24 protein-coding genes are annotated in these 22,809 nt (G+C 60.2%); 12 read left to right on the forward strand and 12 right to left on the reverse strand.

Features of this window, described 5'->3' with window-relative positions:
- Window positions 1-145 precede the first annotated feature (145 nt).
- On the reverse strand, window positions 146-1,669 hold the full coding sequence (locus K5Q02_RS11650) for a fumarate hydratase (protein ID WP_225839371.1): 1,524 nt from the start codon (window positions 1,667-1,669) through the stop codon (window positions 146-148).
- A gap of 223 nt (window positions 1,670-1,892) precedes the next feature.
- Between K5Q02_RS11650 and K5Q02_RS11655 the strand changes: the two genes are divergently transcribed.
- Together K5Q02_RS11655 and K5Q02_RS11660 are read left to right on the forward strand one after the other, a co-directional pair.
- Window positions 1,893-3,020, forward strand: coding sequence for a GGDEF domain-containing protein (locus K5Q02_RS11655; protein WP_225839373.1), 1,128 nt, complete (start codon window positions 1,893-1,895; stop codon window positions 3,018-3,020).
- A complete protein-coding gene (locus K5Q02_RS11660) occupies window positions 3,013-3,951 on the forward strand; it encodes an iron-sulfur-binding ferredoxin reductase (RefSeq protein WP_225839374.1) in 939 nt (312 codons plus the stop codon). The genes K5Q02_RS11655 and K5Q02_RS11660 overlap by 8 nt, the downstream gene beginning before the upstream one ends.
- 74 nt (window positions 3,952-4,025) lie before the next feature.
- Here the strand turns inward: K5Q02_RS11660 and pyk are convergent, their stop codons facing one another.
- Both pyk and K5Q02_RS11670 read right to left on the reverse strand, forming a co-directional pair.
- The gene (pyk, locus tag K5Q02_RS11665) at window positions 4,026-5,477 is read right to left on the reverse strand and encodes a pyruvate kinase (protein ID WP_225839376.1); all 1,452 of its coding nucleotides are present in this window, start codon (window positions 5,475-5,477) and stop codon (window positions 4,026-4,028) included.
- Between the two features lie 71 nt (window positions 5,478-5,548).
- Window positions 5,549-6,457: a universal stress protein gene (locus K5Q02_RS11670; RefSeq protein WP_225839378.1), complete on the reverse strand. Its 909-nt coding sequence runs from the start codon at window positions 6,455-6,457 to the stop codon at window positions 5,549-5,551.
- 189 nt (window positions 6,458-6,646) lie between these two features.
- Here K5Q02_RS11670 and K5Q02_RS11675 point away from each other — a divergent pair, with 189 nt between their 5' ends.
- The 3 genes from K5Q02_RS11675 to K5Q02_RS11685 all read left to right on the forward strand — a co-directional run bounded on the left by K5Q02_RS11675 (window position 6,647) and on the right by K5Q02_RS11685 (window position 7,895).
- Window positions 6,647-7,024 carry a tetratricopeptide repeat protein gene (locus K5Q02_RS11675; RefSeq protein WP_225839380.1) on the forward strand — a complete coding sequence of 126 codons (378 nt, stop codon included), beginning with the start codon at window positions 6,647-6,649 and terminating at the stop codon, window positions 7,022-7,024.
- Between the two features lie 27 nt (window positions 7,025-7,051).
- A complete protein-coding gene (locus K5Q02_RS11680; RefSeq protein WP_225839381.1) occupies window positions 7,052-7,477 on the forward strand; it encodes a DUF4124 domain-containing protein in 426 nt (141 codons plus the stop codon).
- Between the two features lie 61 nt (window positions 7,478-7,538).
- The gene (locus K5Q02_RS11685) at window positions 7,539-7,895 is read left to right on the forward strand and encodes a PilZ domain-containing protein (RefSeq protein ID WP_225839382.1); all 357 of its coding nucleotides are present in this window, start codon (window positions 7,539-7,541) and stop codon (window positions 7,893-7,895) included.
- Between the two features lie 597 nt (window positions 7,896-8,492).
- Here K5Q02_RS11685 and fdxA read toward each other — a convergent pair.
- Window positions 8,493-8,816, reverse strand: a complete 324-nt coding sequence (fdxA, locus tag K5Q02_RS11690) for a ferredoxin FdxA (RefSeq protein ID WP_042552052.1) — start codon at window positions 8,814-8,816, stop codon at window positions 8,493-8,495.
- Between the two features lie 143 nt (window positions 8,817-8,959).
- Window positions 8,960-11,533, reverse strand: a complete 2,574-nt coding sequence (gene mutS / locus K5Q02_RS11695; protein WP_225839384.1) for a DNA mismatch repair protein MutS — start codon at window positions 11,531-11,533, stop codon at window positions 8,960-8,962.
- Between the two features lie 78 nt (window positions 11,534-11,611).
- Here mutS and K5Q02_RS11700 point away from each other — a divergent pair, with 78 nt between their 5' ends.
- The 3 genes from K5Q02_RS11700 (at window position 11,612) to recX (ending at window position 13,728) form a co-directional block, all read left to right on the forward strand.
- Window positions 11,612-12,124 (forward strand): CinA family protein, encoded by a 513-nt coding sequence (locus K5Q02_RS11700; RefSeq protein WP_225839386.1) that lies wholly within the window; start codon window positions 11,612-11,614, stop codon window positions 12,122-12,124.
- 83 nt (window positions 12,125-12,207) lie between these two features.
- Window positions 12,208-13,251: a recombinase RecA gene (recA, locus tag K5Q02_RS11705; RefSeq protein ID WP_225839387.1), complete on the forward strand. Its 1,044-nt coding sequence runs from the start codon at window positions 12,208-12,210 to the stop codon at window positions 13,249-13,251.
- A gap of 9 nt (window positions 13,252-13,260) precedes the next feature.
- Window positions 13,261-13,728 carry a recombination regulator RecX gene (gene recX / locus K5Q02_RS11710; RefSeq protein WP_225839389.1) on the forward strand — a complete coding sequence of 156 codons (468 nt, stop codon included), beginning with the start codon at window positions 13,261-13,263 and terminating at the stop codon, window positions 13,726-13,728.
- A gap of 237 nt (window positions 13,729-13,965) precedes the next feature.
- Here the strand turns inward: recX and K5Q02_RS11715 are convergent, their stop codons facing one another.
- The gene (locus tag K5Q02_RS11715; RefSeq protein WP_225839390.1) at window positions 13,966-15,039 is read right to left on the reverse strand and encodes an LOG family protein; all 1,074 of its coding nucleotides are present in this window, start codon (window positions 15,037-15,039) and stop codon (window positions 13,966-13,968) included.
- A gap of 77 nt (window positions 15,040-15,116) precedes the next feature.
- Window positions 15,117-15,518: a quorum-sensing-regulated virulence factor family protein gene (locus tag K5Q02_RS11720; protein ID WP_225839392.1), complete on the reverse strand. Its 402-nt coding sequence runs from the start codon at window positions 15,516-15,518 to the stop codon at window positions 15,117-15,119.
- A gap of 249 nt (window positions 15,519-15,767) precedes the next feature.
- Between K5Q02_RS11720 and K5Q02_RS11725 the strand changes: the two genes are divergently transcribed.
- Window positions 15,768-16,478: a tRNA-uridine aminocarboxypropyltransferase gene (locus tag K5Q02_RS11725; protein ID WP_225839393.1), complete on the forward strand. Its 711-nt coding sequence runs from the start codon at window positions 15,768-15,770 to the stop codon at window positions 16,476-16,478.
- Here the strand turns inward: K5Q02_RS11725 and K5Q02_RS11730 are convergent.
- A complete protein-coding gene (locus K5Q02_RS11730) occupies window positions 16,462-17,358 on the reverse strand; it encodes a DMT family transporter (protein ID WP_225839395.1) in 897 nt (298 codons plus the stop codon). The two genes, K5Q02_RS11725 and K5Q02_RS11730, sit on opposite strands and share 17 nt — an antisense overlap.
- 152 nt (window positions 17,359-17,510) lie before the next feature.
- On the opposite strand from K5Q02_RS11730, the gene erdR reads away from it, so the two are divergent.
- Window positions 17,511-18,161: a response regulator transcription factor ErdR gene (gene erdR / locus K5Q02_RS11735; RefSeq protein WP_225839398.1), complete on the forward strand. Its 651-nt coding sequence runs from the start codon at window positions 17,511-17,513 to the stop codon at window positions 18,159-18,161.
- Between the two features lie 80 nt (window positions 18,162-18,241).
- Window positions 18,242-18,613, forward strand: a complete 372-nt coding sequence (locus K5Q02_RS11740) for a diacylglycerol kinase (protein ID WP_225839668.1) — start codon at window positions 18,242-18,244, stop codon at window positions 18,611-18,613.
- Here K5Q02_RS11740 and K5Q02_RS11745 read toward each other — a convergent pair.
- Window positions 18,610-19,536 (reverse strand): LysR family transcriptional regulator, encoded by a 927-nt coding sequence (locus K5Q02_RS11745; RefSeq protein ID WP_225839399.1) that lies wholly within the window; start codon window positions 19,534-19,536, stop codon window positions 18,610-18,612. The two genes, K5Q02_RS11740 and K5Q02_RS11745, sit on opposite strands and share 4 nt — an antisense overlap.
- Window positions 19,537-19,656: 120 nt before the next feature.
- On the opposite strand from K5Q02_RS11745, the gene fpr reads away from it, so the two are divergent.
- Complete coding sequence (fpr, locus tag K5Q02_RS11750) at window positions 19,657-20,436, forward strand: ferredoxin-NADP reductase (RefSeq protein WP_070883857.1); 780 nt, start codon at window positions 19,657-19,659, stop codon at window positions 20,434-20,436.
- Window positions 20,437-20,694: 258 nt separating this feature from the next.
- Here the strand turns inward: fpr and bfr are convergent, their stop codons facing one another.
- The 3 genes from bfr to argC form a co-directional block, all read right to left on the reverse strand.
- Window positions 20,695-21,165 carry a bacterioferritin gene (bfr, locus tag K5Q02_RS11755; RefSeq protein WP_225839401.1) on the reverse strand — a complete coding sequence of 157 codons (471 nt, stop codon included), beginning with the start codon at window positions 21,163-21,165 and terminating at the stop codon, window positions 20,695-20,697.
- 204 nt (window positions 21,166-21,369) lie between these two features.
- A complete protein-coding gene (locus K5Q02_RS11760) occupies window positions 21,370-21,588 on the reverse strand; it encodes a bacterioferritin-associated ferredoxin (protein WP_070883855.1) in 219 nt (72 codons plus the stop codon).
- Window positions 21,589-21,871: 283 nt separating this feature from the next.
- On the reverse strand, window positions 21,872-22,804 hold the full coding sequence (argC, locus tag K5Q02_RS11765) for an N-acetyl-gamma-glutamyl-phosphate reductase (RefSeq protein WP_225839403.1): 933 nt from the start codon (window positions 22,802-22,804) through the stop codon (window positions 21,872-21,874).
- Window positions 22,805-22,809: the final 5 nt, after the last annotated feature.

A 22,809-nucleotide genomic window follows, 5' to 3' on the forward strand; every position in this document is an offset into this window, starting at 1 on the left:
GGGCAGCGGTTGGACGGGGTAGGGAAAGGCATTAGCCACGCCTGTCAAACCCCTAGGGTTAAATGAGTACAGCGCATTGTGGGCATCACTCAACGCAGAAGCCCGGCACTGGGCCGGGCTTCTGTTTGTTCACCGTGGTGTGGCATTACTGCACTTCAACCGCCAGGCTTTCAGCGATCTTCTTGTTCCAGATTGCTGGGCCCGTGATATGCACCGACTCGCCGCTGCTGTCGACCGCGACGGTGACTGGCATGTCCTTGACCTCGAACTCGTAGATCGCCTCCATGCCCATTTCGGCGAAAGCCAGTACCTTGGACTTCTTGATCGCCTGAGCCACCAGGTAGGCTGCGCCACCGACTGCCATCAGGTAAACGGCCTTGTGATCCTTGATCGCTTCGATGGCGGTAGGGCCGCGTTCGGATTTACCGATCATGCCCAGCAGACCGGTTTGTTCGAGGATCTGACGGGTGAACTTGTCCATCCGCGTAGCGGTGGTCGGGCCGGCAGGGCCAACCACTTCGTCGCCGATCGGGTCGACCGGGCCAACGTAATAGATGAAGCGGCCTTTCAGATCGACCGGCAGTTCTTCACCCTTGTTGAGCATCTCGACCATGCGCTTGTGCGCGGCGTCGCGACCGGTGAGCATTTTGCCGTTTAGCAGGATGGTTTCACCCGGCTTCCAGCTCTGCACGTCTTCCGGAGTCAGGGTGTCGAGGTCGACACGACGAGCCGATGGGCCGGCTTCCCAGACGATTTCCGGGTAGGCGGAAAGATCCGGTGCTTCCAGCTCCGCCGGGCCCGAACCGTCGAGCACGAAGTGGGCGTGGCGGGTCGCGGCGCAGTTGGGGATCATGCACACCGGCAAGGACGCGGCGTGGGTCGGGTAATCCATGATCTTGACGTCGAGCACGGTGGTCAGGCCGCCCAGGCCCTGGGCGCCGATGCCCAACTGGTTGACCTTCTCGAACAGCTCCAGGCGTATCTCTTCGATACGGTTGGACGGGCCACGCTTTTTCAACTCGTGGATGTCGATGGATTCCATCAACACTTCCTTGGCCATCACCGCTGCCTTCTCGGCGGTACCGCCGATACCGATGCCGAGCATGCCTGGCGGGCACCAGCCAGCGCCCATGGTCGGAACGGTCTTGAGTACCCAGTCGACGATCGAGTCGGACGGGTTGAGCATGGCCATCTTCGACTTGTTCTCGGAGCCGCCGCCTTTGGCCGCCACGTCCACTTCCACAGTGTTGCCCGGGACGATGGAGTAGTGGATGACCGCCGGGGTGTTGTCCTTGGTGTTCTTACGGGCGCCGGCCGGGTCGGCCAGGATCGAGGCGCGCAGGACGTTTTCCGGCAGGTTGTAGGCGCGGCGTACGCCCTCGTTGATCATGTCGTCGACGCTCATGGTGGCGCCGTTCCAGCTTACGTCCATGCCCACGCGCACGAACACGGTAACGATGCCGGTGTCCTGGCAGATCGGGCGGTGACCAGTGGCGCACATGCGCGAGTTGATCAGGATCTGCGCTATGGAGTCGCGGGCAGCAGGCGACTCTTCTTTCAGATAGGCCTCATGCATGGCCTGAATGAAGTCGACGGGATGGTAATAGGAAATGAACTGCAGGGCGTCGGCGACGCTCTGGATCAGATCGTCTTGCTTGATCACGGTCATGCGGGGCGCTCCTTTATAGGGCAGGAACTTCATGGGGCACCGGAACATGGCCGGGGCCGTCTAAAAGGCGCGGCATTATACCGCGGGGTCGGCAGGCGGGACACCCGTAGAGTAGCGGCGCAGGTCGCTGATCGCCCGTCATATGGGGCATTTAAACACCCGCTAGGCATTTGCGTAAGGCGCGAGTAGAGTGGCGGCTAGTTGCCACTATGGGATGGAGCCCATGACCTCTAGCAACCGCCGTATGACCCAGAAAACGTTGCAAAGCCTGTTGCTGAAACGCTTCAGGATGGCTGTTGCCACCTATTTTATGATTGCCTTGTTAGTCGCAATCGCGCATTACCACGAACTGTTCGGTGTCCGCGGTTCCGCTGTACTCACGTTGCTCGGCATGACCGTGGTTAGCCAACTGGCATTTCTTGCCCTATTCGTCTCGGGCCGTAACCTGCGCCTTCGTGATCCTAGCCTTACCGAAGCTCAAGTGCTGGTTGGCTTGGCCTTGCTGACGATAATGATCGCCATGCTCGATGAGGGGCGCGGCAGCTTCTTGCTGATCTATCCGCTGGCGCTGCTATTCGGTTTGTTCCAACTGCCACCCACGGTGTTTTTCCGTTGCGCGGCACTGGCCTTTTTGGGTTTCGTGGCCATCAATCTCTACGATGCCTATCGTTTTCGCATGAGCGACCCCGGCCTGGCCACGCTGCAGGTGTGTGCCTTGGGGCTGGTGCTGTTCTGGCTGAGTTTGTTCGCGGCCTACATGCAGAGCATGCGCCAGCGCATGCGTCAGCGTCGTTTCGCTTTGCAGGCGCACCAGGAAACTCTGCGCGGAATGATGCGTCAGCTAGAAGACCTGGTGGCTACCGATGAACTCACCGGCCTATGCAATCGGCGCCATTTTCTGCGCATGGCTGCTCTCGAACTAGAAGGGCTATCACCCAAAGCGAAGCACGGTCTGGCGCTGATCGATCTCGATCACTTCAAGGTCATCAATGACAGACACGGCCATGCAGCAGGGGATCGCGTGCTGCAGGCTTTTGCGGGGGCGGCGACTGCTTGTTTGCGTGAGGGCGACATCATCGCTCGTTACGGAGGAGAGGAATTCGTGCTGCTGGTTCCCAATACCGACACCGATGCCTTCCTGTCTTGCTGCGAGCGCCTGCGGGTAGCATTCAGCGAGGTTGAGCCGATCGGTGTTAATGTGCAGAACCTCAGTTTGTCCGTGGGGATGACCCTGGTGTCCATGCACGACGATCTCGACGAAGCCCTGCACCGCGCCGATCAGGCGCTGTATCACGCCAAGCGTACCGGGCGTAATCGCTGCGCCTCGACCTGGGAACAGGCGGATGCCTGAACTGCTGGTCGGTGAGCGGCGCGTCACCGTCGACCCTGAAAACAACCTGCTCGATTCGCTGCTGGGTGCCGGTATTTCCGTGCCCTACAGTTGTCGCGCGGGCAGTTGCCAGGCGTGCCTGGTGCGCTGTTTGGTGGGCGAACCGCTGGATGCGAAACCCGAGGCCCTCGATCAGGCGCGTCGGGAGCAGGGGTGGCGCCTTGCGTGTCAGTGCCGGGTGATCGATGATCTGCAGATCCAGGTATTCGACCCCAGAAGCGATGGCATCCCTGCGCAGATCCAGGCGTGCGATTGGTTGAGCGAGCATGTGTTGCGCTTGCGCCTGCTACCGCAGCAGGCCGTGCGCTACCGTGCAGGGCAGCATCTGTTGCTGTGGACGGCCGACGGTATCGCCAGGCCGTATTCGCTGGCCAGCCTGCCGCAGGAAGACCGCTTTCTCGAGTTTCACGTGGATTGCCGCCAGCCTGGTGCGTTCAGCGATGCGGCCCGGCAATTCAGGGTGGGAGAACTGTTGCGCCTGGGCGCCCTGAGTGGCGGTGCGCTGCACTACGATCCGGACTGGCAGGCTAGGCCGCTCTGGTTGCTGGGTGCCGGCACCGGCCTCGCGCCGCTTTACGCAGTGCTGCGCGAGGCATTGCGCCAATCCCATCAGGGGCCGATCCGCGTCATGCATGTGGCGCGCTCGACTCGCGAGCACTATCTGGCCGGCCCGTTGCTCGAACTGGCCGAGCTTCATCCACACATACAGCTCGACCTGATCGAGGCGGCAGCGCTGCCCGCAGCTCTGGCGGCGCTGCGTCCGGGCTCACGGCAGACCATCGCGCTGGCCTGCGGCGGGCCCGACACCGTGGAGGCCATCGCCCGACGCCTCTATCTCGTCGGCCTGCCGCGCAGTCAGCTGTTCTCCGACCTGTTTCTGCCACACGCCTGAGTCGCTTCGCTGCGTGCGCCAGAAACCAAAAGGCCCGCGTTCAACGCGGGCCTTTTGGTGGATGCTGCTGGTGGTTAGACCAGAGCGTCACCGACATGCAGGATCTTCATGCCGTTGGTGCCACCGATGGTGTGGTAGCTGTCGCCCTTGGTCAGGATGACCCAGTCGCCTTGCTGGACGAGGCCGCGCTTGAGCAGCTCATCCACCGCAGCCTGGCTGACTTCGCCTGGTGGAAGGGCCGCCGGGTCGAAGGGGATGGTGTACACGCCACGGAACATCGCCGAACGCGCCTGAGTGTCGCGGTGCGGGGAGAACGAGTAGATCGGTACCGAGGAGCGGATACGCGACATGATCAGCGGCGTGTAACCACTTTCGGTCAGGGCGATGATCGCCTTCACGCCCGGGAAGTGGTTGGCCGTGTACATGGCCGCCAGGGCGATGCTTTCATCGCAACGCTCGAAGGTCTTGCCGATGCGGTGGCTGGAGCTCTTGCCGGTCGGGTGACGCTCAGCGCCGAGGCAGATGCGCGCCATCGCTTGCACGGCTTCCAGCGGGTAGGAGCCGGCGGCGCTTTCTGCCGAGAGCATGACCGCGTCGGTGTAGTCGAGTACGGCGTTGGCTACGTCGGACACTTCGGCACGGGTCGGCATCGGGTTCTGGATCATCGACTCCATCATCTGGGTCGCAACGATCACCGCTTTGTTGTGGCGGCGTGCGTGCAGGATGATCTTCTTCTGAATACCCACCAGCTCGGCGTCGCCGATTTCCACGCCCAGGTCACCACGGGCAACCATCACCACGTCGCTGGCCTTGATCAAGCCGTCCAGGGTTTCGTCGTCCGCTACCGCTTCGGCGCGTTCGATCTTGGCGACCAGCCAGGCCTTGCCACCGGACTCGTCACGCAGTTGGCGGGCATATTCCATGTCCGCCGCATCACGCGGGAAGGAAACGGCCAGGTAATCCAGATCCATTTCGGCCGCGAGCTTGATGTCGGCCTTGTCTTTCTCGGTCAGGGCTGGCGCGGTCAGGCCACCGCCACGGCGGTTGATGCCTTTGTGATCGGACAGCGGGCCACCGATCAATACGACGCAATTGAGGGTGTCAGCAGTGGTGGTTTCGACACGCATGACCACACGGCCATCGTCGAGCAGCAACTCGTCACCGACGCCGCAATCCTTGACCAGATCCGGGTAGTCGATACCCACGATTTCCTGGTTGCCGTCCGTCAGCGGGTGGCTGGTGGAGAAGGTGAAATGATCACCGACCTTCAGCTCGATGCGCTTGTTGGCGAACTTGGCGATGCGGATCTTAGGCCCTTGCAGGTCACCCAGCAGCGCGACGTGACGACCGTGCTTGGCAGCGATGTCACGTACCAGCTTGGCCCGCGCCTTGTGATCTTCCGGCGAGCCGTGGGAGAAGTTCAGACGGGCGACATCCAGCCCTGCGAGGATCAGCTGTTCCAGCATTTCCGGTGAATTGCTGGCTGGGCCGAGGGTGGCAACGATTTTGGTGCGACGAGCGGTCATGCGCGGACTCCTGAATTGAAGCAGACCGCGAGGCTACTACGCCGCAGCGCTGTAGTCATTGTTCCTCTGCACTACTTTTCGGCAGGCAGCTTGATCACCAGCAGGTCACAGTCCACCGATTCGAGCAGGCGTTCGGCGGTGTGACCAATGAGAATAGTGTCCAGGCGGCCGCGGGCGATGGCACCCATCACCAGCAGGTCAATTTCGTGCCGGCGCACGAAGTTCGGCAGCATGTTTTCCGGCGCGCCCTCGAGCAGGTGGGCCGCTTCGGCGGCGATGCCGTGCTGGCGAACCAGCTCATCGAAGGCCTTGTGATGTTGCTCTGCATCGTCGCTGAGGTACTTCTCGTAGGTGGCCAGCAGCTCGGTATTGTTGAGCAGCGTGCGCGGCAGTGGCGCATGGCAGTGCACGACGTCGGCATGCAGGCCGAGTGCGGAGGAGAGCGCCAGACTGGTATCGATCAGGTGGTGATCGAGTGCCGCTGGCTTGTCGTCCTTGTGCAGTGGGTCGACGGCGGTGCACAGGTTGCGCCCACGCCAGTCGGCGTGATGAACCAGCCACAGCGGGAACGGGCAGTGCCGCATCAACTGCCAGCAGCTATCGGTGAGCAGCAGACGGCGCAGCAGATTATTGTGGGCGGCGGACTTGAGTACCAGATCTGGCTGCAGACCATTTGCCACATCAAGCACCGTTTCGTGCAGGCGCTTGCCCCAGCGTACTTCCTGCTGCAGGGGCAGGCCCGCTTCGCGCAACGGGCTCAGCAGCTCCTCCAGCCATTTGCCACGCTGTTCGAGCAATGCGTCGCGGGCTCTGGTCTGCAGGCTGTTCTCGAGCAGGCTGCCGTCCAGCGCGGCGCTATACTCCACCAGCAGGATATGCAGCTGGGCGCCAGTGCCACGTGCCAGCCATGCGGCACGCTCAAGGGCCGGGTGGCTGGGTTGGCTGGCGTCGATCACGACCAGTAGCTTTTCGAGTTTCATGGGGTCGACCTCGCAGGGTAATTGGGCAGCATTGCACCCCATTGTCTGGTGAGGTGCCTTGACCTGAATCAGCTTAGAAGATCGAGCTCGCTTGTCCGAGGCATGCAGCGCTATAACGCAATGCAGCATGTTGCAGCTGTTCAGTTTTTTCCGGCCTCGCCGATACGCTGCTCATTGGAGGAGAAACCCATGCGTATTCTGTTGCTGTTGTGCTGTGTTCTGGTCGTTGGCGGATGCTCCCGCATGTCGCTCGATCATCATCTGAACAAGGCCTATCAGGCCTACGACTTGGGCGAGTGTGAGGATGCGCTGCTCTATCTGTCGCAAGCCGAGCGTGTGAGCCGCTCGCGCAGCTACATTCAGCCGGAAATCTCGCTGCTGCGTGGCCAGTGCCTGGAACGGCAGAATCTGTACATCGATGCCGCGCAGACCTATCAGTTCATCATTGGCCGCTATCCCACCAGCGAATATGCGTTCCGTGCCCGGGCGCGGCTGGAAACCCTGCGCCAGCTCGGTCATCATGGTTTGCCGGAGCCTGCCAAGGTGTCGCCTGCCAGGGCGCTTTGACGGCCCGGATATCGACGGGGGATTGTCGTGACGCGCATATGGATTTGCCTGCTTCTACTGCCCACACTGGCCTTCGGGCAGGTTTATCGCTGGGTGGATGAGCGCGGGCAGGTGCATTACGGCCAGCAGCCCCAGGCGACGGATGCCAAGGCGGTGGACGTCCGCCCGCAGGTGGTGGAGCGCGATGCTGCTACCCTGGAGCGCGAGCAGCGCAGTGAACGTTACTTTCAGGCCCGTCGTGAAGAGCAGGCCCAAGCTGCTCAGGCCCGGAAACAGCAGCAAGCCGAGAGAGCGAAGGAGTGCACGACGTTGCGTAATCGTCTGGCCTCCATGCCTGAGGGGCGCCGCTACTATCAACCTGGCGACAATGGCGAGCGCCGCTATTACAGTGATCAGGAGCTGGATGCAGGGCGTGATTACCTGCGCAGCCAGTTATCCGAACGGTGTAATTGAAGGCTGGTCAGCTCGCTGGACTGCCGCCATACTCATCGGACACTCATAGCGCTTCGCCATTATGAATGCCAATCGCCATATAGAACGGCACCAGTTGCCGTACTACCTCAACGTCTTCAATGCCTTTACCGATAAGCCAATCGGCCACTTGGGCAATGTCTCGTTGGATGGGTTGATGCTGATCAGCCAGTTACCGGTGTTGGTAGGCGGCTGTTTCGACATGCGCCTGAAGATTCCAGGGCCGGATGGATTGCGGCACATCGACTTCAGCGCGACCTGCCTGTGGTGTCGCGAAGATGTCACGCCTGGTAGCTTCGATTCAGGCTTCGCCCTCAGCAACCCCCCAGCGGATTATGTCGAGATGGTAGAAGCCCTGCGTTACTACTTCAGCTTCCACCCGCTCGCTGCGTCGGTCTGATTATCTGCGAACGCTCGCTGTCATTATCAGTCTTCTAAATGTGGCCTTCTGCAGTCTGCGTCGGCCAGCATTCCTACCGATCACGGTTTTTCTCCGCAAGCGTGTAAGTCATTGCTTACACGCGCTGTAAGCATTAATGGCAATTTGCCGCTTTAAATTTGACTTTTCGATATTTAAAATACTTAAGTTACTGGTTTTTAAGTATTTATTTATTTATGAGGACTTCTGTTCCTGGGGCCAATTGGATGGACGATCCATTGTGATTAATACCGGGATCGTTAATATCTGAACCGTGCTTAGGGAAAAGCGCAGGTCGTTAAGGAAAATGATCAGGACATCGCGGGACGCGATTCATCAGGATGATGAGTTGGGAGTTTAAGGGAGTAGGGACAAAAGAGTGGGCGGGTAAAACCGCCCCTTTTTTTCGCCTGCAGAAAAGTGCCTGCTCGCTGACACCGCCCTGCTGATAGCGACGTTCTCCAAACTCAGCGGCATTATCGCGATGGCTGTCGCCGCAATGGTGAGCCATAAAAAATGCCGCGACCTTTTCAGGTAGCGGCATCTCTAGCGGCGGTCTGCACTGCCGAACCCCGAAGCTTAGCGCTCCAGGTGCTGCAGCTTGTCTTTCACGCCATCCCACTCTTCGGCATCGGCCATTGCGTCTTTGCGCTCGGTGATGTTCGGCCAGACTTCCGCCAGTTCGGCGTTCAGCTCGATATATTCCTGCATGCCATCCGGTATCTCGTCTTCGGAGAAGATGGCCTGCGCCGGGCACTCAGGCTCGCAAAGCGCGCAGTCGATGCATTCATCCGGGTGGATCACCAGGAAGTTCGGGCCTTCGTAGAAGCAGTCCACCGGACAGACTTCCACGCAGTCGGTGTACTTGCACTTGATGCAGTTGTCGGTGACGACGAAGGTCATTTCTAGTTCTCTCCTCGGGCTACGGCAGCGAGCCACTCCTTGATTCAGCAGCTCTCAGGCTCGGGATTGGGGCTGTCAGACCAGGCTAAAGGCTGCAGCGCTTCCGGAGCGCGCGGGATTCTAACAGCTTGTTGGCTCCGGCGTTAGACTCGCGCTTTCCATGCATATAACAGTTCGAGCGCCTTGCGTGGGCTGAGCTCGTCGGGATTGACCTTCTGCAGCTCTTCCAGCACGGGATGCGGCAGGCTGGAGAACAGATCGCTCTGCATCGGCGCAGCGCTTTGTCCCATGCCTTTGGTCGGCAGATCGTGGGGCAGGCTGGTGGTTTCAAGGCGCGCCAGATGCTCGCGGGCACGCAGGATCACGGTGTCCGGTACCCCTGCCAGTTGCGCGACCGCCAGCCCGTAACTCTGGCTGGCCGGGCCAGGCAGTACGTGGTGCAGGAAGACGATGCGTTCGTTGTGCTCGGTGGCATTGAGGTGCACGTTGGCGACCACCGGCTGGCTTTCCGGCAAGACGGTCAGCTCGAAATAGTGGGTGGCGAACAACGTGTAGGCCCGCAGGTTGGCCAACTGCTCGGCAGCTGCCCAGGCCAGCGACAGGCCATCGAAGGTGCTGGTACCGCGCCCCACCTCGTCCATCAGCACCAGGCTGCGTTCACTGGCGTTGTGCAGGATGTTGGCGGTCTCGCTCATCTCCACCATAAAGGTCGAGCGCCCGCCGGCCAGGTCATCGCTGGAGCCGATTCGGGTGAAGATGCGATCGACCATCGACAGTTCGCAACGCGCGGCTGGTACGAAGCTGCCTATATGGGCGAGCAGCACGATCAGCGCGGTCTGGCGCATGTAGGTGGACTTACCGCCCATGTTCGGGCCGGTGATGACCAGCATCCGAGTGGCATCATCGAGTTTCAAGTCGTTGGCCACGAACGGCGTGGTCAGAACCTGCTCCACCACCGGGTGGCGGCCTTGCTCGATCAACATGCACGGCTCTTCGACGAAGCGCGGGCGGTTGAGATCCAGATTCAGTGCGCGTTCGGCCAGGTTGCTCAGCACGTCCAGCTCTGCCAGCGCCGCAGCGCTATCCTGCAGCGGGCCCAGGTGGCCGATCAGGCGCTCCAGGAGTTCCTCGTAGAGTTGCTTCTCGCGAGCCAGGGCGCGGCTCTTGGCGGACAGCGCCTTGTCCTCGAACTCCTTGAGCTCCGGGGTGATGAAGCGCTCGGCGCCCTTGAGGGTCTGGCGGCGGATGTAGTCGGCCGGTGCCGATTCTGCCTGTCTGCTCGGCAGCTCGATGAAGTAGCCGTGCACGCGGTTGTAGCCGACCTTGAGGTTGGCCAGGCCGGTACGGGCTTTCTCCCGGGCCTCCAGATCCATCAGGTACTGGCCGGCGTTCTCGCTCAGCGACTGCAGGTCATCCAGCTCGGCGTCGTAGCCGGTTTTCAACACGCCGCCATCACGGATCACCGCCGGCGGATTGTCGATGATCGCCCGCGACAGCAGCTCGGCCAGCTCCGGGTAGGTGCTGATGGTGGTTGCCAGGGTCGCCAGGTGCGCACAGTCCAGTTGAGTCATTGCCTCCTGCAACTGCGGTAATGCACCCAGGGCGTCGCGCAAGCGCGCCAGGTCACGGGGGCGGGCGTTGCGCAGGCCGATACGGGCCAGAATGCGCTCCAGATCACCGATTTCCTTGAGCTGTGGCTGCAAGGCTTCGAAGCGGTAGCGATCCAGCAGGCAGGCGATCGACTCCTGGCGCGCCTCGAGCACGGCGCGGTCGCGCAGCGGGCGGTTCAGCCAGCGGCCGAGCAGGCGGCTGCCCATGGCGGTCTGGCTGCGGTCGACGACCGATTGCAGGGTGTTTTCGCGGCCACCGGCCAGGTTGATGTCCAGTTCCAGGTTACGGCGGCTGGCGCCGTCGAGAATCACCGTATCGTCGATGCGCTCGTGGCGCAGGCTGCGCAGGTGCGGCAGGGCGGTACGTTGCGTCTCTTTGGCATAAGCCAGCAGACAGCCGGCGGCACCGATGGCCAGGGTCAGCGTCTCGCAGCCGAAGCCCTTGAGGTCTTGGGTGCCGAACTGTTGGCACAGGCTCTTCTGAGCGGTATCACGCTCGAAATCCCAGGGTGCACGGCGACGCGAGCCACGGCGTTTCTCCGCCGGCAAGCCTTGGGGCCAATCATCGGGGATCAGCAGCTCGGCAGGGTTGAGCCGCTCGAGTTCGGCCAGCAGGTTTTCCCAGCCGCGGATTTCCATCACGCTGAAGCGCCCGCTGGTGATGTCCAGCACCGCCAGGCCGAACAAGCGCTCGTCACCGAGTACGGCGGCCAGCAGGTTGTCGCGGTGCTCGTCGAGCAATGCCTCGTCGCTGACGGTGCCTGGTGTGATTATGCGCACCACCTGGCGTTCCACCGGCCCCTTGCTGGTGGCCGGATCGCCGATCTGCTCGCAGATGACCACCGACTCACCCAGCTTGACCAGTTTGGCCAGGTAGCCCTCGGCGGCGTGGTAGGGAATGCCGCACATCGGAATCGCCTGGCCGGCGGACTGGCCGCGGGCGGTCAGGGTGATGTCCAGAAGCTTGGCGGCTTTCTTCGCGTCCTCGTAGAAGATTTCGTAGAAATCGCCCATCCGATAGAACATCAGCTGATCGGGGTGCTGATTCTTCAGCCTCCAATATTGCTGCATCATCGGCGTGTGGGAACTGAGGTCGCTTTGGCTCATCGTGTCGAGTGTCCGGCTGAATAGCAAAAGCGCCTAGTGTACGGTATCGACCCCACCGCCTTTAACCCCGGAGCGCAGATGAATTTCGATGATCAGCCCGTGACCGTACTTGCCGCTCGGCTTGGCGAAGCGCTGCTGGAGTGTGGTGCTCAGGTCACCACTGCCGAGTCCTGTACGGGCGGCGGTATTGCCGAGGCCATCACCCGTATCGCAGGCAGCTCGGCCTGGTTCGAAGCCGGCTTCGTCACTTACTCCAACACCCAGAAGACCCGCCAGCTGGGCGTGCCCGAAGCGCTTTTCAACAGCGTGGGCGCGGTCAGCCGTGAAGTGGTCGAGGCCATGGTGCGTGGCGCTCAGGCACATAGCGGTGCGCGTTATGCCACGGCTGTCAGCGGTGTGGCGGGGCCCGGTGGTGGCAGTGCGGAGAAACCGGTCGGCACGGTGTGGGTTGCCTGGGCCGATGGTGAGCAGGTGTTCGCCAGGCGTTTCCAGTTCCCCGGCCCCCGTGACGCCGTGCGCGCACAGACCGTGGAAGCGGCCCTGCTCGGGCTAATACGACTACTGGTACAAGAAAATCCATCAGCGGGGTAGGCGAGTGACGAACCCTGTGGAATAATACTGTCTACTTATACAGTTATTGGCCGTCAGGCCCTTCTGATCACGTGAGGAATGTAATGGACGAGAACAAGAAGCGCGCTTTGTCGGCTGCACTGGGCCAGATCGAGAAGCAGTTCGGCAAAGGCGCGGTAATGCGCATGGGCGATCATGATCGTCAGGCGATTCCAGCCATTTCCACCGGCTCTCTGGGCCTGGACATCGCGCTGGGTATCGGTGGTCTGCCGAAAGGCCGCATCGTCGAAATCTACGGCCCGGAATCCTCAGGCAAGACCACGCTGACCCTGTCGGTCATCGCCGAAGCGCAGCGTATGGGCGCCACCTGTGCCTTCGTCGATGCCGAGCACGCATTGGATCCGGATTACGCTGGCAAACTGGGCGTCAATGTTGACGACCTGTTGGTCTCGCAGCCTGACACCGGCGAGCAGGCTCTGGAAATCACCGACATGCTGGTGCGTTCCAACGCCGTCGACGTGATCATCGTCGACTCCGTGGCGGCCCTGGTGCCGAAGGCTGAAATCGAAGGTGAAATGGGCGACATGCACGTCGGCCTGCAGGCGCGTCTGATGTCTCAGGCGCTGCGCAAGATCACCGGTAACATCAAGAACGCCAACTGCCTGGTGATCTTCATCAACCAGATCCGCATGAAGATCGGCGTGATGTTCGGTAGCCCGGAAACCACCACCGGTGGTAACGCCCTGAAGTTCTACGCTTCGGTTCGTCTGGATATCCGTCGTACCGGCGCAGTGAAGGACGGCGACGAGGTGGTCGGCAGCGAAACCCGCGTCAAAGTGGTCAAGAACAAGGTGGCACCGCCATTCCGTCAAGCCGAGTTCCAGATTCTCTACGGCAAGGGTATCTACCGTAATGGCGAGGTCATCGACCTGGGTGTGCAGCACGGCTTCGTCGAGAAAGCCGGTGCCTGGTACAGCTACCAAGGCAACAAGATCGGTCAGGGCAAGGCCAACGCCGCCAAGTACCTGGAAGACAACCCGGAGATTGGCCGTGCCATCGAAGGCCTGATCCGCGAGAAGTTGCTCGTTGTCAGTCCTACGGTAAAAGCCAATTCGGGCGCTGAAGTCGACGCCGAAGTCGACCTCTGATTCCAGCTTGTGGCCGTGATACTGGATAACGTTCAAGCGGTGCGCCGTACCGCCATGGATTTACTGGCGCGCCGCGAACATGGCCGGGTCGAGCTGTCGCGCAAACTGCGACAGCGAGGCGCCAGCGATGAGCATATCGAGATCGCCCTCGATCGCTTGAGCGAAGACGGGCTGCTCTGCGAAGCGCGTTACCTGGAAAGCTTCATCAGTTATCGAGCGCGCTCGGGCTTTGGCCCGCAGCGTATTCGTGACGACCTCTCCCAGCGTGGCCTTGCCCGTGCCGATATCGAACAGGCGCTGCGCGACAGTGGTATCGATTGGCGGGATGGCCTGCAGCAAACCTGGCAACGCAAGTTTGCCGGGCAGTTACCAGCAGATGCCCGTGAGCGGGCTAAACAGATGCGCTTTCTGGTTTACCGCGGCTACCCAATGGATCTGGTAGGGCAGCTGATGCGCGGTTCCCTCGAAGACGACTGACAACGCTCTCCATTGGCAGGCAGCGGTGCTCGGGTTTCGCGTGGAAACCATCCAATTACTCTTTTGAATACTCTAATTGGTGGGCTGAAGCCCACCTGTGCGCACCCGCTGCTGGGTGGGCCGGGCGGCGATCCGCTTCAGCCCACCAATTCATGCTCGCTACCGCCACTCTCTGGCGATTGCAGCGGAAAATTCGTTGAAAAGATGACGAACAGAAGGCTCTAAGCCTCCTTGCGCTCAGGCCAGCCAATTCCGGGGCAGGTTGATCACATCGAGCAATTCACGCAGCCGCCCGGCGCTACGACCGCTGAACGCGAAGGTCAGTCTTGGCATATCGCGCAGTTTCGGCCCATCCATTTCCACGTTGCCACTGAGCTGCTGCTGGATATCGCCGTTTTTGCATAGATCGCTGAAGTGCATGTTGAGGTGTTCGAGGGCTTGATCGGTCAGCGGGTGCTGCATGCGGATCACGAAATGATGTTTCAGCCAGCGACTGGAGTGGAAGTTGGCATAGAAACGGTCGATTGCCTCGGCTGCCTCATCGACGTCGTGAACCAGGTGCATCAGGTTCATGTCGCTAGCGAGGATGTAGCCGTTGCTGTCGAGGTTCTGCTGGATGTAGTCGAGCAATCCCCGCCAGAACGTGCCACCGGGCTCGTCCAGCAGGATCACCGGTACCAGCGGGCTTTTGCCTGTCTGGATCAGGGTGATGACTTCCAGTGCCTCGTCGAGGGTGCCGAAGCCGCCTGGGCAGAGCACCAGAGCGTCGGCTTCCTTGACGAAGAACAGTTTGCGCAGAAAGAAGAAGTGAAACGACAGCAAGTTGTCGCTGCCTTGCATGGTCGCGTTTGCCGATTGTTCGAAGGGCAGGGTGATATTGAAGCCCAGGCTGTTGTCACGGCCGGCACCCTCGTGCGCCGCGGCCATGATGCCGCCGCCTGCGCCGGTGATGATCATCAGGTCGTGGCGGGCCAGGGTCGCGCCCAGGTCTCTCGCCAGCGCGTAAACCGGGTGGCCGGGCTGGGTGCGGGCAGAGCCGAACACGGTGACCTTGCGGCGATGCCGGAAGCGCTCCAGCACACTAAAGGCACGCTCCATCTCGCGCAGGGTCTGCGACATGATCTTGGCGTCCCAGCGGTTGCGGTCGGCTTGGGCCATGCGTGCCACAGTGGCGAGCATCTCCCGGTACAGCGCGAGGTTGGGGCTATCCGCTGGCGTTATCTGGGCGGCCAGCTCATCGAGGCTGTCCGCCAACGCGGTGCCGGTGGTTTGCAGGTGACGGGAAAGATGGGCGTTCGCGTGATCATCCATTGCGCTTCTCCTTTTGCGTCAGCACCCCCTGGTCAACTGCGCCGGAGGGTTTCAAACCGTCTCGTTGTGCGCTTGGCTTACAGCCGGCAATCGGCCTTGCCGAACCGTTCAGTTGTGACGGGGCGATTGCTCTGGATCTCACTGAACTCGTAGCGCAGTACCGCACCGCTGGCCAGCAGCTTGCGGAAGCCCGGGTTGCTACACACGCTATTGGCTAACTGCGCACGCACGGTATCGGGGTTGCCACGCATCTGCGAGGCATGTCCGGGGCGAACGCTCAGGTGATTGATCAATTCGTTGCCTTCGACCGTGTAGCCCCTGTCGAGAATGTCCTCGTTGATGGCGCGCGGTGTGCCGACGCTGCTTTCGCGAGCCACTTTTTCCAGCGTTTGCGTCAGCTCATAGCCTTTTAGCGAAGCAGCATGCGCCGTCGGAACGAGAAGGCTGACGAGTAGGGCGGAAAGGGCGAAACGCTGCATGACTGACTCCTGAAGACGGTAAGCGGTAATAGACCCGGCTCGTCTCTTTATGTTCGCTTTAAGAAAGCGTATCGACGGGCAAGGGATGGATGTTACCAAGCCCGGCTGTTGCTTGGAGATTAGCAGGGGCAATGGGGCATTTTTAACAACGCAATTGATAGACTACGCGCCCTTCGTTACGCGACTCCAGACGGCCATGTCCTTTTCTGTCTTCGATCCGATTTTCTCTGCCCGTCCGGGCGTACGCTCATGAGCCACGCTGTTGCCGCACTGCGCGCCGCACGCCTGGCGCGTAGCGTCAAACCGTTCCTGGCTAGAGGGTCGCGAGCCGAGCGCTGCCCGGACTGCCGGCTGGCGCGTACTCATTGTCTGTGTGCCTGGCGCCCGCAGGTATCGGCGAATGCGGGGGTGTGTCTGTTGATGCATGACGTCGAGGCGTTGAAGCCAAGCAACACCGGTTGGCTGATCGCCGATGTGGTCGCGGATACCTCGGCCTTCGGCTGGTCGCGTACCGAGGTCGATCCGCTGCTACCCGCGTTGCTGGGTGAACCCCAGTGGCAGCCTTATCTGGTATTTCCCGGTGAATATGCCGAGGCTGAGCGTGTAGTGACATCTGTGGAGGTGGGCACGGGCAAGCGGCCGCTATTCGTGATGCTCGACGCGACCTGGACACAGGCGCGCAAGATGTTTCGCAAGAGCCCTTACCTGGATCAATTGCCGGTGCTCAGTTTGCAACCTGAGGCGCTGTCACGGTATCGGCTGCGACGTTCCACGCGCGATGATCACCTATGCACCGCTGAAGTCGCGGCGTTGTGCCTGGAACTGGCTGGCGATGAGCAAGCCGCCGCTGCGTTGAATGCTTACTTCGACGTGTTCAGTGAGCATTACCTGGCTTCCAATGCGCCGCGCGCTGTGAACCTGGAAAGTGAGCTGCACCAGCGCCTCAAGGCCTATCTATAACAACCGCGGGTTTTCGCCACAGCTGCGCGAGTAGCATGCCGCCGAACATCAGTGCGCAGCCGAAATAGCCGCGTGCTGACAAGGATTCGCCCAGTAACAGGGCGCCGGCGATGGCTGCGAATACCGCTTCCAGGGAGAGGATGATCGCAGCGTGGGAGGCAATGGCGTGTTTTTGAGCAACCACCTGCAAGGTAAATCCCACCGCTACGCCGAATATGCCGCCATAGAGAATCGCTGGCAGTGCCTGGGCGATGTTCGCACTCGGCAGGTTCTCGAAGACCAAGGCCAGCGCCAGGCTGATGAGTGCGCAGGTAACGAATTGCACCAAGGCCAGCAGCAGCGCATCGTGACGTGCAGCGAAGACCCCCACGAGCAGCACATGTACACCCCAGACGAAGGCGCCAGCCAGCTGCAGCCAGTCACCGGAGGCGACCTGGAAGCCTTCACCAACGCTCAATAGGAACATGCCGACTACCGCCAGTGAGGCGCCCAGCCAGATGCCCATTCCGGTCTTGTGGCCTAGTAGCAGGCCAAGCAATGGCACCACGATCACGTACAAGCCAGTAATGAAGCCCGAGTTGGTGACGCTGGTGAACAGCAGGCCGACCTGTTGCAGGTTGATGCCTAGCGCCAGTACAGCACCCATCAGGCAGCCGCCGAGCAGTAGCGGGCGGCTCAACGGCGAGGCAGGTTTTGTATTGCGTCGGCGTAGCAGCATGATGAGTGGCAACAGCACGATGATGGCCAAGGCAAAGCGCAGGCCGCTGTAGAGAAATGGGCCGATGGCATCCATTCCCAAGCGCTGGGCGACGAATGACGAGCCCCAGATCATGGCGGTCAGCAACATCAGCAGGTCAGCGCGTAGCGCTTGGTTGGCCATCATCGGGCTCCAGGCAAAAATGGCGCAGACTTTGCCGTAAAGCGCCGCGCTTGACCACCCTGTTCGCGCTGGGCATTCTGGTGGGTGCCGTACGCCTCCGTCGGGCATGGAGTCCGCCGTACGTTCTGCCAATAAAAAGAACAGGATCTGCCATGGTCGCTTACGAAATCCTGATAGCTGATGATCACCCACTGTTTCGCAGCGCGCTGCAGCAGGCCCTGACAATGGGGCTCGGAGCTGGCGTACGGCTGGTCGAAGTGGCCAGCATCGCCGAATTGGAAGCCCGGTTGGCCGAGAAGACCGATTGGGATCTGGTGCTGCTCGACCTCAACATGCCCGGAGCCTACGGCTTCTCTGGGCTAGTGCTACTGCGTGGGCAATACCCGCAGATTCCCGTGGTGATGATTTCTGCTCATGAGGAGGCCGCCGTCGTCGTGCGCTCCCGTGAATTCGGCGCCAGTGGTTTCATTCCCAAATCGAGTTCGTTGGAAATGATCCAGCAGGCCGTGCGTCAGGTACTTGAAGGTGACGTCTGGTGGCCGCCGCAGAGTGAGGAAGCCATCAGTCTATCTGCCGAGGCGAAGGCGGCCAGTGCCGGGTTGGCCAGTCTCACACCACAGCAGTTTCGTGTACTCACCATGGTCTGCGAAGGCTTGTTGAACAAGCAGATCGCTTATGAGCTGAGTGTTTCCGAAGCCACGGTGAAAGCCCACGTCACGGCGATCTTCCGCAAGCTCGGGGTGCGCACTCGCACCCAGGCGGCACTGCTGTTGCAGCAGCTGGAGTCGCTACCGGCCGCCTGATGGTGGCTTTGAGCAACCGATTGTGCGGGATTTTTCTCGGCCTCTGGCGTACCCTGCCGGCCTTTTCCTGTCGCGGTTCGCTGTCTATGTCGCCATTCAAAGGACAAACCGGGTTAAAGCGTATCCTCAACGCTGCTGGCTATTCGCTGGATGGCCTGCGCGCCGCATTCGTCGGCGAAGCGGCGTTCCGCCAACTGGTATTACTCAACGTCGTGTTGATTCCGCTGGCGCTGTTGCTCGATGTCAGCCGTGGCGAGCGTGCCTTGATGGTTGCCGTCTGCCTGCTGGCGCTGATCGTGGAGCTACTCAATTCCGCTGTTGAGGCGGCCATCGATCGTATCTCCCTTGATCTGCACCCGTTGTCCAAGACCGCCAAGGACATGGGCAGCGCCGCCCAAATGGTCTCGCTGACGCTGATCGCCAGCGTGTGGGGCATTATCCTGCTCGGCTAACGTACTTCTGGCAGCACGATTTCGTCGCTGCGGCGGATACCTGCCGTCAGCGCCCGGCACATGTCGAGAAACTCGCGCATGGCAGCTGTCTGGTACTTCTGCCGATGCCAGATGAAATAGAACTGTCGACGCAGATCCAGATCCGGCGTCTCCACCGGCACCAGGCTGCCACGGCGGAATGCATCACGCAGCGCCAGGCGCGAAATACAGCTGATGCCCAGGCCTGATTCTACAGCGCGCTTGATCGCCTCGGTGTGCTCCAGCTCCAGGCGAATGTTCAGGGCGTCGGAGTGGTGACGCATGGCCTGATCGAAAGTCAGCCGCGTGCCGGAGCCTTGTTCGCGAAGAATCCAGGCCTCGCCGCTTAATTCCCTGATGCTTGCGTGGCCACGCTGAGCAAGAGGGTGCTGAGGAGCGCAGAACACCACTAGCTCATCTTCAACCCAGCTCTGCACTTCGATATCCGGATGATTGCAGTCGCCTTCGATCAGACCCAGATCAATTTCGTAATGCGCCACCTGCTGCACGATATGCGCCGTGTTCTGTACGTGGAGTTTCACCTGGCTTTCCGGGTGCACTTTCATGAAGCCGCCGATCAGCAGGGTCGCCAGGTAGTTGCCGATGGTCAGGGTCGCGCCCACCGCCAGTGAGCCGAAACCGGACTTACCGTTGAGCAGGTCTTCGATTTCCTTGGCCTGATCCAGCAGCGCCACTGCCTGGGGAAGCAACTGGCGTCCCAAGGCGTTGAGGCTTAGGCGCTTGCCTGCGCGGTCGAACAGCTGGCAGCTGGATTGCCGCTCCAGCTCGGTAATCGAGGTGCTGGCTGCCGACTGTGAGAGGGCGAGGAGGGTGGCGGCTTTGGATACGCTCTCCTGCTGGGCGACGGCGACGAATACTTGAAGTTGACGGAGAGTAAATCGCATATCTATATAACCGATAACCTATATCTTAATAATCCATTTAACAGATATTGTGGCCGCGATTAGAATGCCGCGCAATTGCGCTTAAGAATCAGCGCGTCTGAAGTTTTTAGGAGCCCGTAAATGAGCAACATGAACCACGAACGCGTTCTCAGTGTTCACCACTGGAATGACACGCTGTTCAGCTTCAAGTGTACCCGTGACCCGGGCCTGCGCTTCGAGAATGGCCAGTTCGTGATGATCGGCCTGCAGCAGGAAAGCGGCCGCCCGCTCATGCGTGCTTACTCCATCGCCAGCCCGAACTGGGAAGAGCATCTGGAATTCTTCAGCATCAAGGTTCCGGACGGTCCGCTGACCTCGCAACTGCAGCACCTCAAGGAAGGTGACGAAGTCATCATCAGCAAAAAGCCCACCGGCACGCTGGTTCTCGATGACCTCAACCCGGGCAAGCACCTGTACCTGCTCAGCACCGGCACTGGCCTAGCGCCATTCATGAGCGTGATTCAGGATCCGGAAACCTATGAGCGCTTCGAGAAGGTGATCCTGGTTCACGGTGTTCGTTACGTCAACGAAGTGGCTTACCGCGAGTTCATCACCGAGCACCTGCCGCAGAACGAATTCTTCGGCGATGCGCTGAAGGAAAAGCTGATCTATTACCCGACCGTGACCCGTGAGCCGTTCGAGAATCAGGGTCGCCTGACTGACCTGATGCGCAGTGGCAAACTGTTCGCGGACATCGGCCTGCCGCCGATCAACCCGCAGGACGACCGCGCGATGATCTGCGGCAGCCCGAGCATGCTCGACGAGACCAGCGAAGTGCTCGACAGCTTCGGTCTGAAGATCTCCGCGCGTATGCGTGAGCCAGGTGATTATCTGATCGAGCGCGCCTTCGTCGAGAAGTGATCTGATGAGCAGCTGCGCGTCGGCCCTGCTGCGTTGAAACCGGAATAAAAATGCTCATGTACAACAGTACACTCAGCTTTTTATTCCGGTTTCGCGGGGGCGCCTAGCCCTTGCATGGCTCTAGCTCGCAAGCTCCTCTATTCAGTATCTAAAAATCCGGAGCGCCTAAAGGCGTTCCGGATTTTTTATGCCTCTGATATTTAATTCGAGCACAAAAAACGGGAGCCTTGGCTCCCGTTTTTTGTCTGCTGCTGATCGTTACTCTTCCATCTGCGACTGCAGGTAGTTCTGCAAGCCAACGGCCTTGATCAGGCTGAGTTGAGTTTCGAGCCAGTCGATATGCTCTTCCTCGGACTCGAGGATGTCTTCGAGCAGTTCGCGGCTGGCGTAGTCGCCAACGCTCTCGCAGTAGGCGATGGCTGCTTTCAGATCGATGTGCGCCTTGTGCTCGATCTTCAGGTCGCACTCAAGCATCTCTTGAGTGTTCTCGCCGATCAGGATCTTGCCCAGATCCTGCAGGTTCGGCAGGCCTTCCAGGAACAGGATGCGCTTGATGAGCTTGTCCGCGTGTTTCATCTCGTCGATGGACTCGTGGTACTCGTGTTTGCCCAGCTTGGTCAGGCCCCAATCTTCATACATGCGGGCGTGCAGGAAGTACTGGTTGATGGCGACCAACTCGTTGCCGAGGATCTTGTTCAAATGCTGGATAACTGTCTTGTCGCCTTTCATGGGAGAGCCCGTCCTGCCTGGAAATGAGTAACCGATGGCGAATTCTGGGCTTGCAATATAAGACTGTCAAACGTAAGTTATTGAAATATAAGTGAAAATAAATATAAATACGAATGTTTAAGTTGTGCGTCTTGGCGCTAACTCATTGAATTTTGAGCATAAAAAAACCGGATACGAGATCCGGTTCTTTGAAAAAGTCTCTATTTAGGCTGCAACAAAATTTCCTGGGTAGGCCATGGCTACCTGACTTTGTTGCACTTCGCCCAGCGTTTCACGAACGACCTGCTTGGCCAGGCACGCACATTTGCCGCATTGGCTAGCAACGCCCAGCGTTTCACGGACTTCACGGTAGCTGCAGCAACCTTCGTAGATTGCTTCGCGGATCTGACCGTCGGTGACACCTTCGCAGAGGCAGACGTACATGGCTTGGCCCGTCGTTTGGCTGAGACTGATGGCGAAGGATACTAATGTTAATGAGAATGCGTGTCAAAGATAAACTGGATCTTGATTGGCTGAAAAAGCCAACTTTGGATGAGCGGTAATCTGCCTGATCAGTCAGCTTGCTTGAGGTATTTCCAGCGTTTTGAAGATCAGATGGCTGGGGAGCGTCCAGCATCGTTTGCAATGCCGCGAATACCGGCTGGCGAGTAGGGCAGGCCATAAAAAAACCGGCTCGTGAGCCGGTTTTTTATTTACAGCGCAGCGCTCAATCGATCTGAGTGCACAGCCCTTCATCCAGGCCCAGCATGATGTTGAGGTTCTGCACCGCAGCACCCGAGGCGCCTTTACCCAGGTTATCGAGCTTGGCTACCAGCAAGGCCTGTTTGCCGCTGTTCGCACCGTACACCTGCAGCTCGGCGCGATTGCTGCCGTTCAGGCCGTGGGGGGTGATGAATGGCGCCGAGTCGGCAGGGATCTCGTTGTAGGGCAGAACCTGCACGAACTGCTCACCCTGGTAGTAATCGCTCAGGGCTTTTTGCAGCTCGACGCCGTTGGCGCTTTGCAGGGGGATCATCACCAGCATGCCCTGGTCGTAGCTGCCGACCGCTGGCTGGAAGATCGGGCGTGCGTTCAGGCCGCTCCAGTGCTGGATCTCCGGAATGTGCTTGTGGTCGAAGCCCAGGCCGTAGGCCGCGTAGACCGGCGCACCTTCCTGCTCATAGCGTTCGACCATCTTGGTGCCGCCACCGGTGTAGCCGGATACGGCGTTGATGCACAGTTCGCGATCCGAGCCCAGTAGGCCCGCCTCGATGAGTGGGCGCAGCAGCAGGATGGCGCCCGTGGCGTAGCAGCCCGGGTTGCTCACGGCGGCGGCCTTGGCGATGGCTTCGCGTTGGCCCTTGGCCAGTTCGGCCATGCCGAAAACCCAGTCATTGGCAGTGCGGTGTGCAGAGCTGGCGTCGAGCACCCTGCAGCCGGCTTCACGAGCTTGAGCCGCCGTTTCTTTAGCTGCATCGTCGGGCAGGCACAGTACGGTCACGTCGACCGAACGCATCAGCTCGAGCTTGGCCTCTACGTCACGGCGTTTGTCGTGGTCGATGGTGACCACTTCGATCTGCGGGTGGTTGGCCAGCCGCTGACGAATCTGCAGGCCCGTGGTGCCGGCCTGTCCATCGATGAAGATCTGATATTTTTTCATGGCAC

Origin of the sequence: Pseudomonas sp. MM211, assembly GCF_020386635.1 — a bacterium.
Classification (GTDB): domain Bacteria; phylum Pseudomonadota; class Gammaproteobacteria; order Pseudomonadales; family Pseudomonadaceae; genus Aquipseudomonas.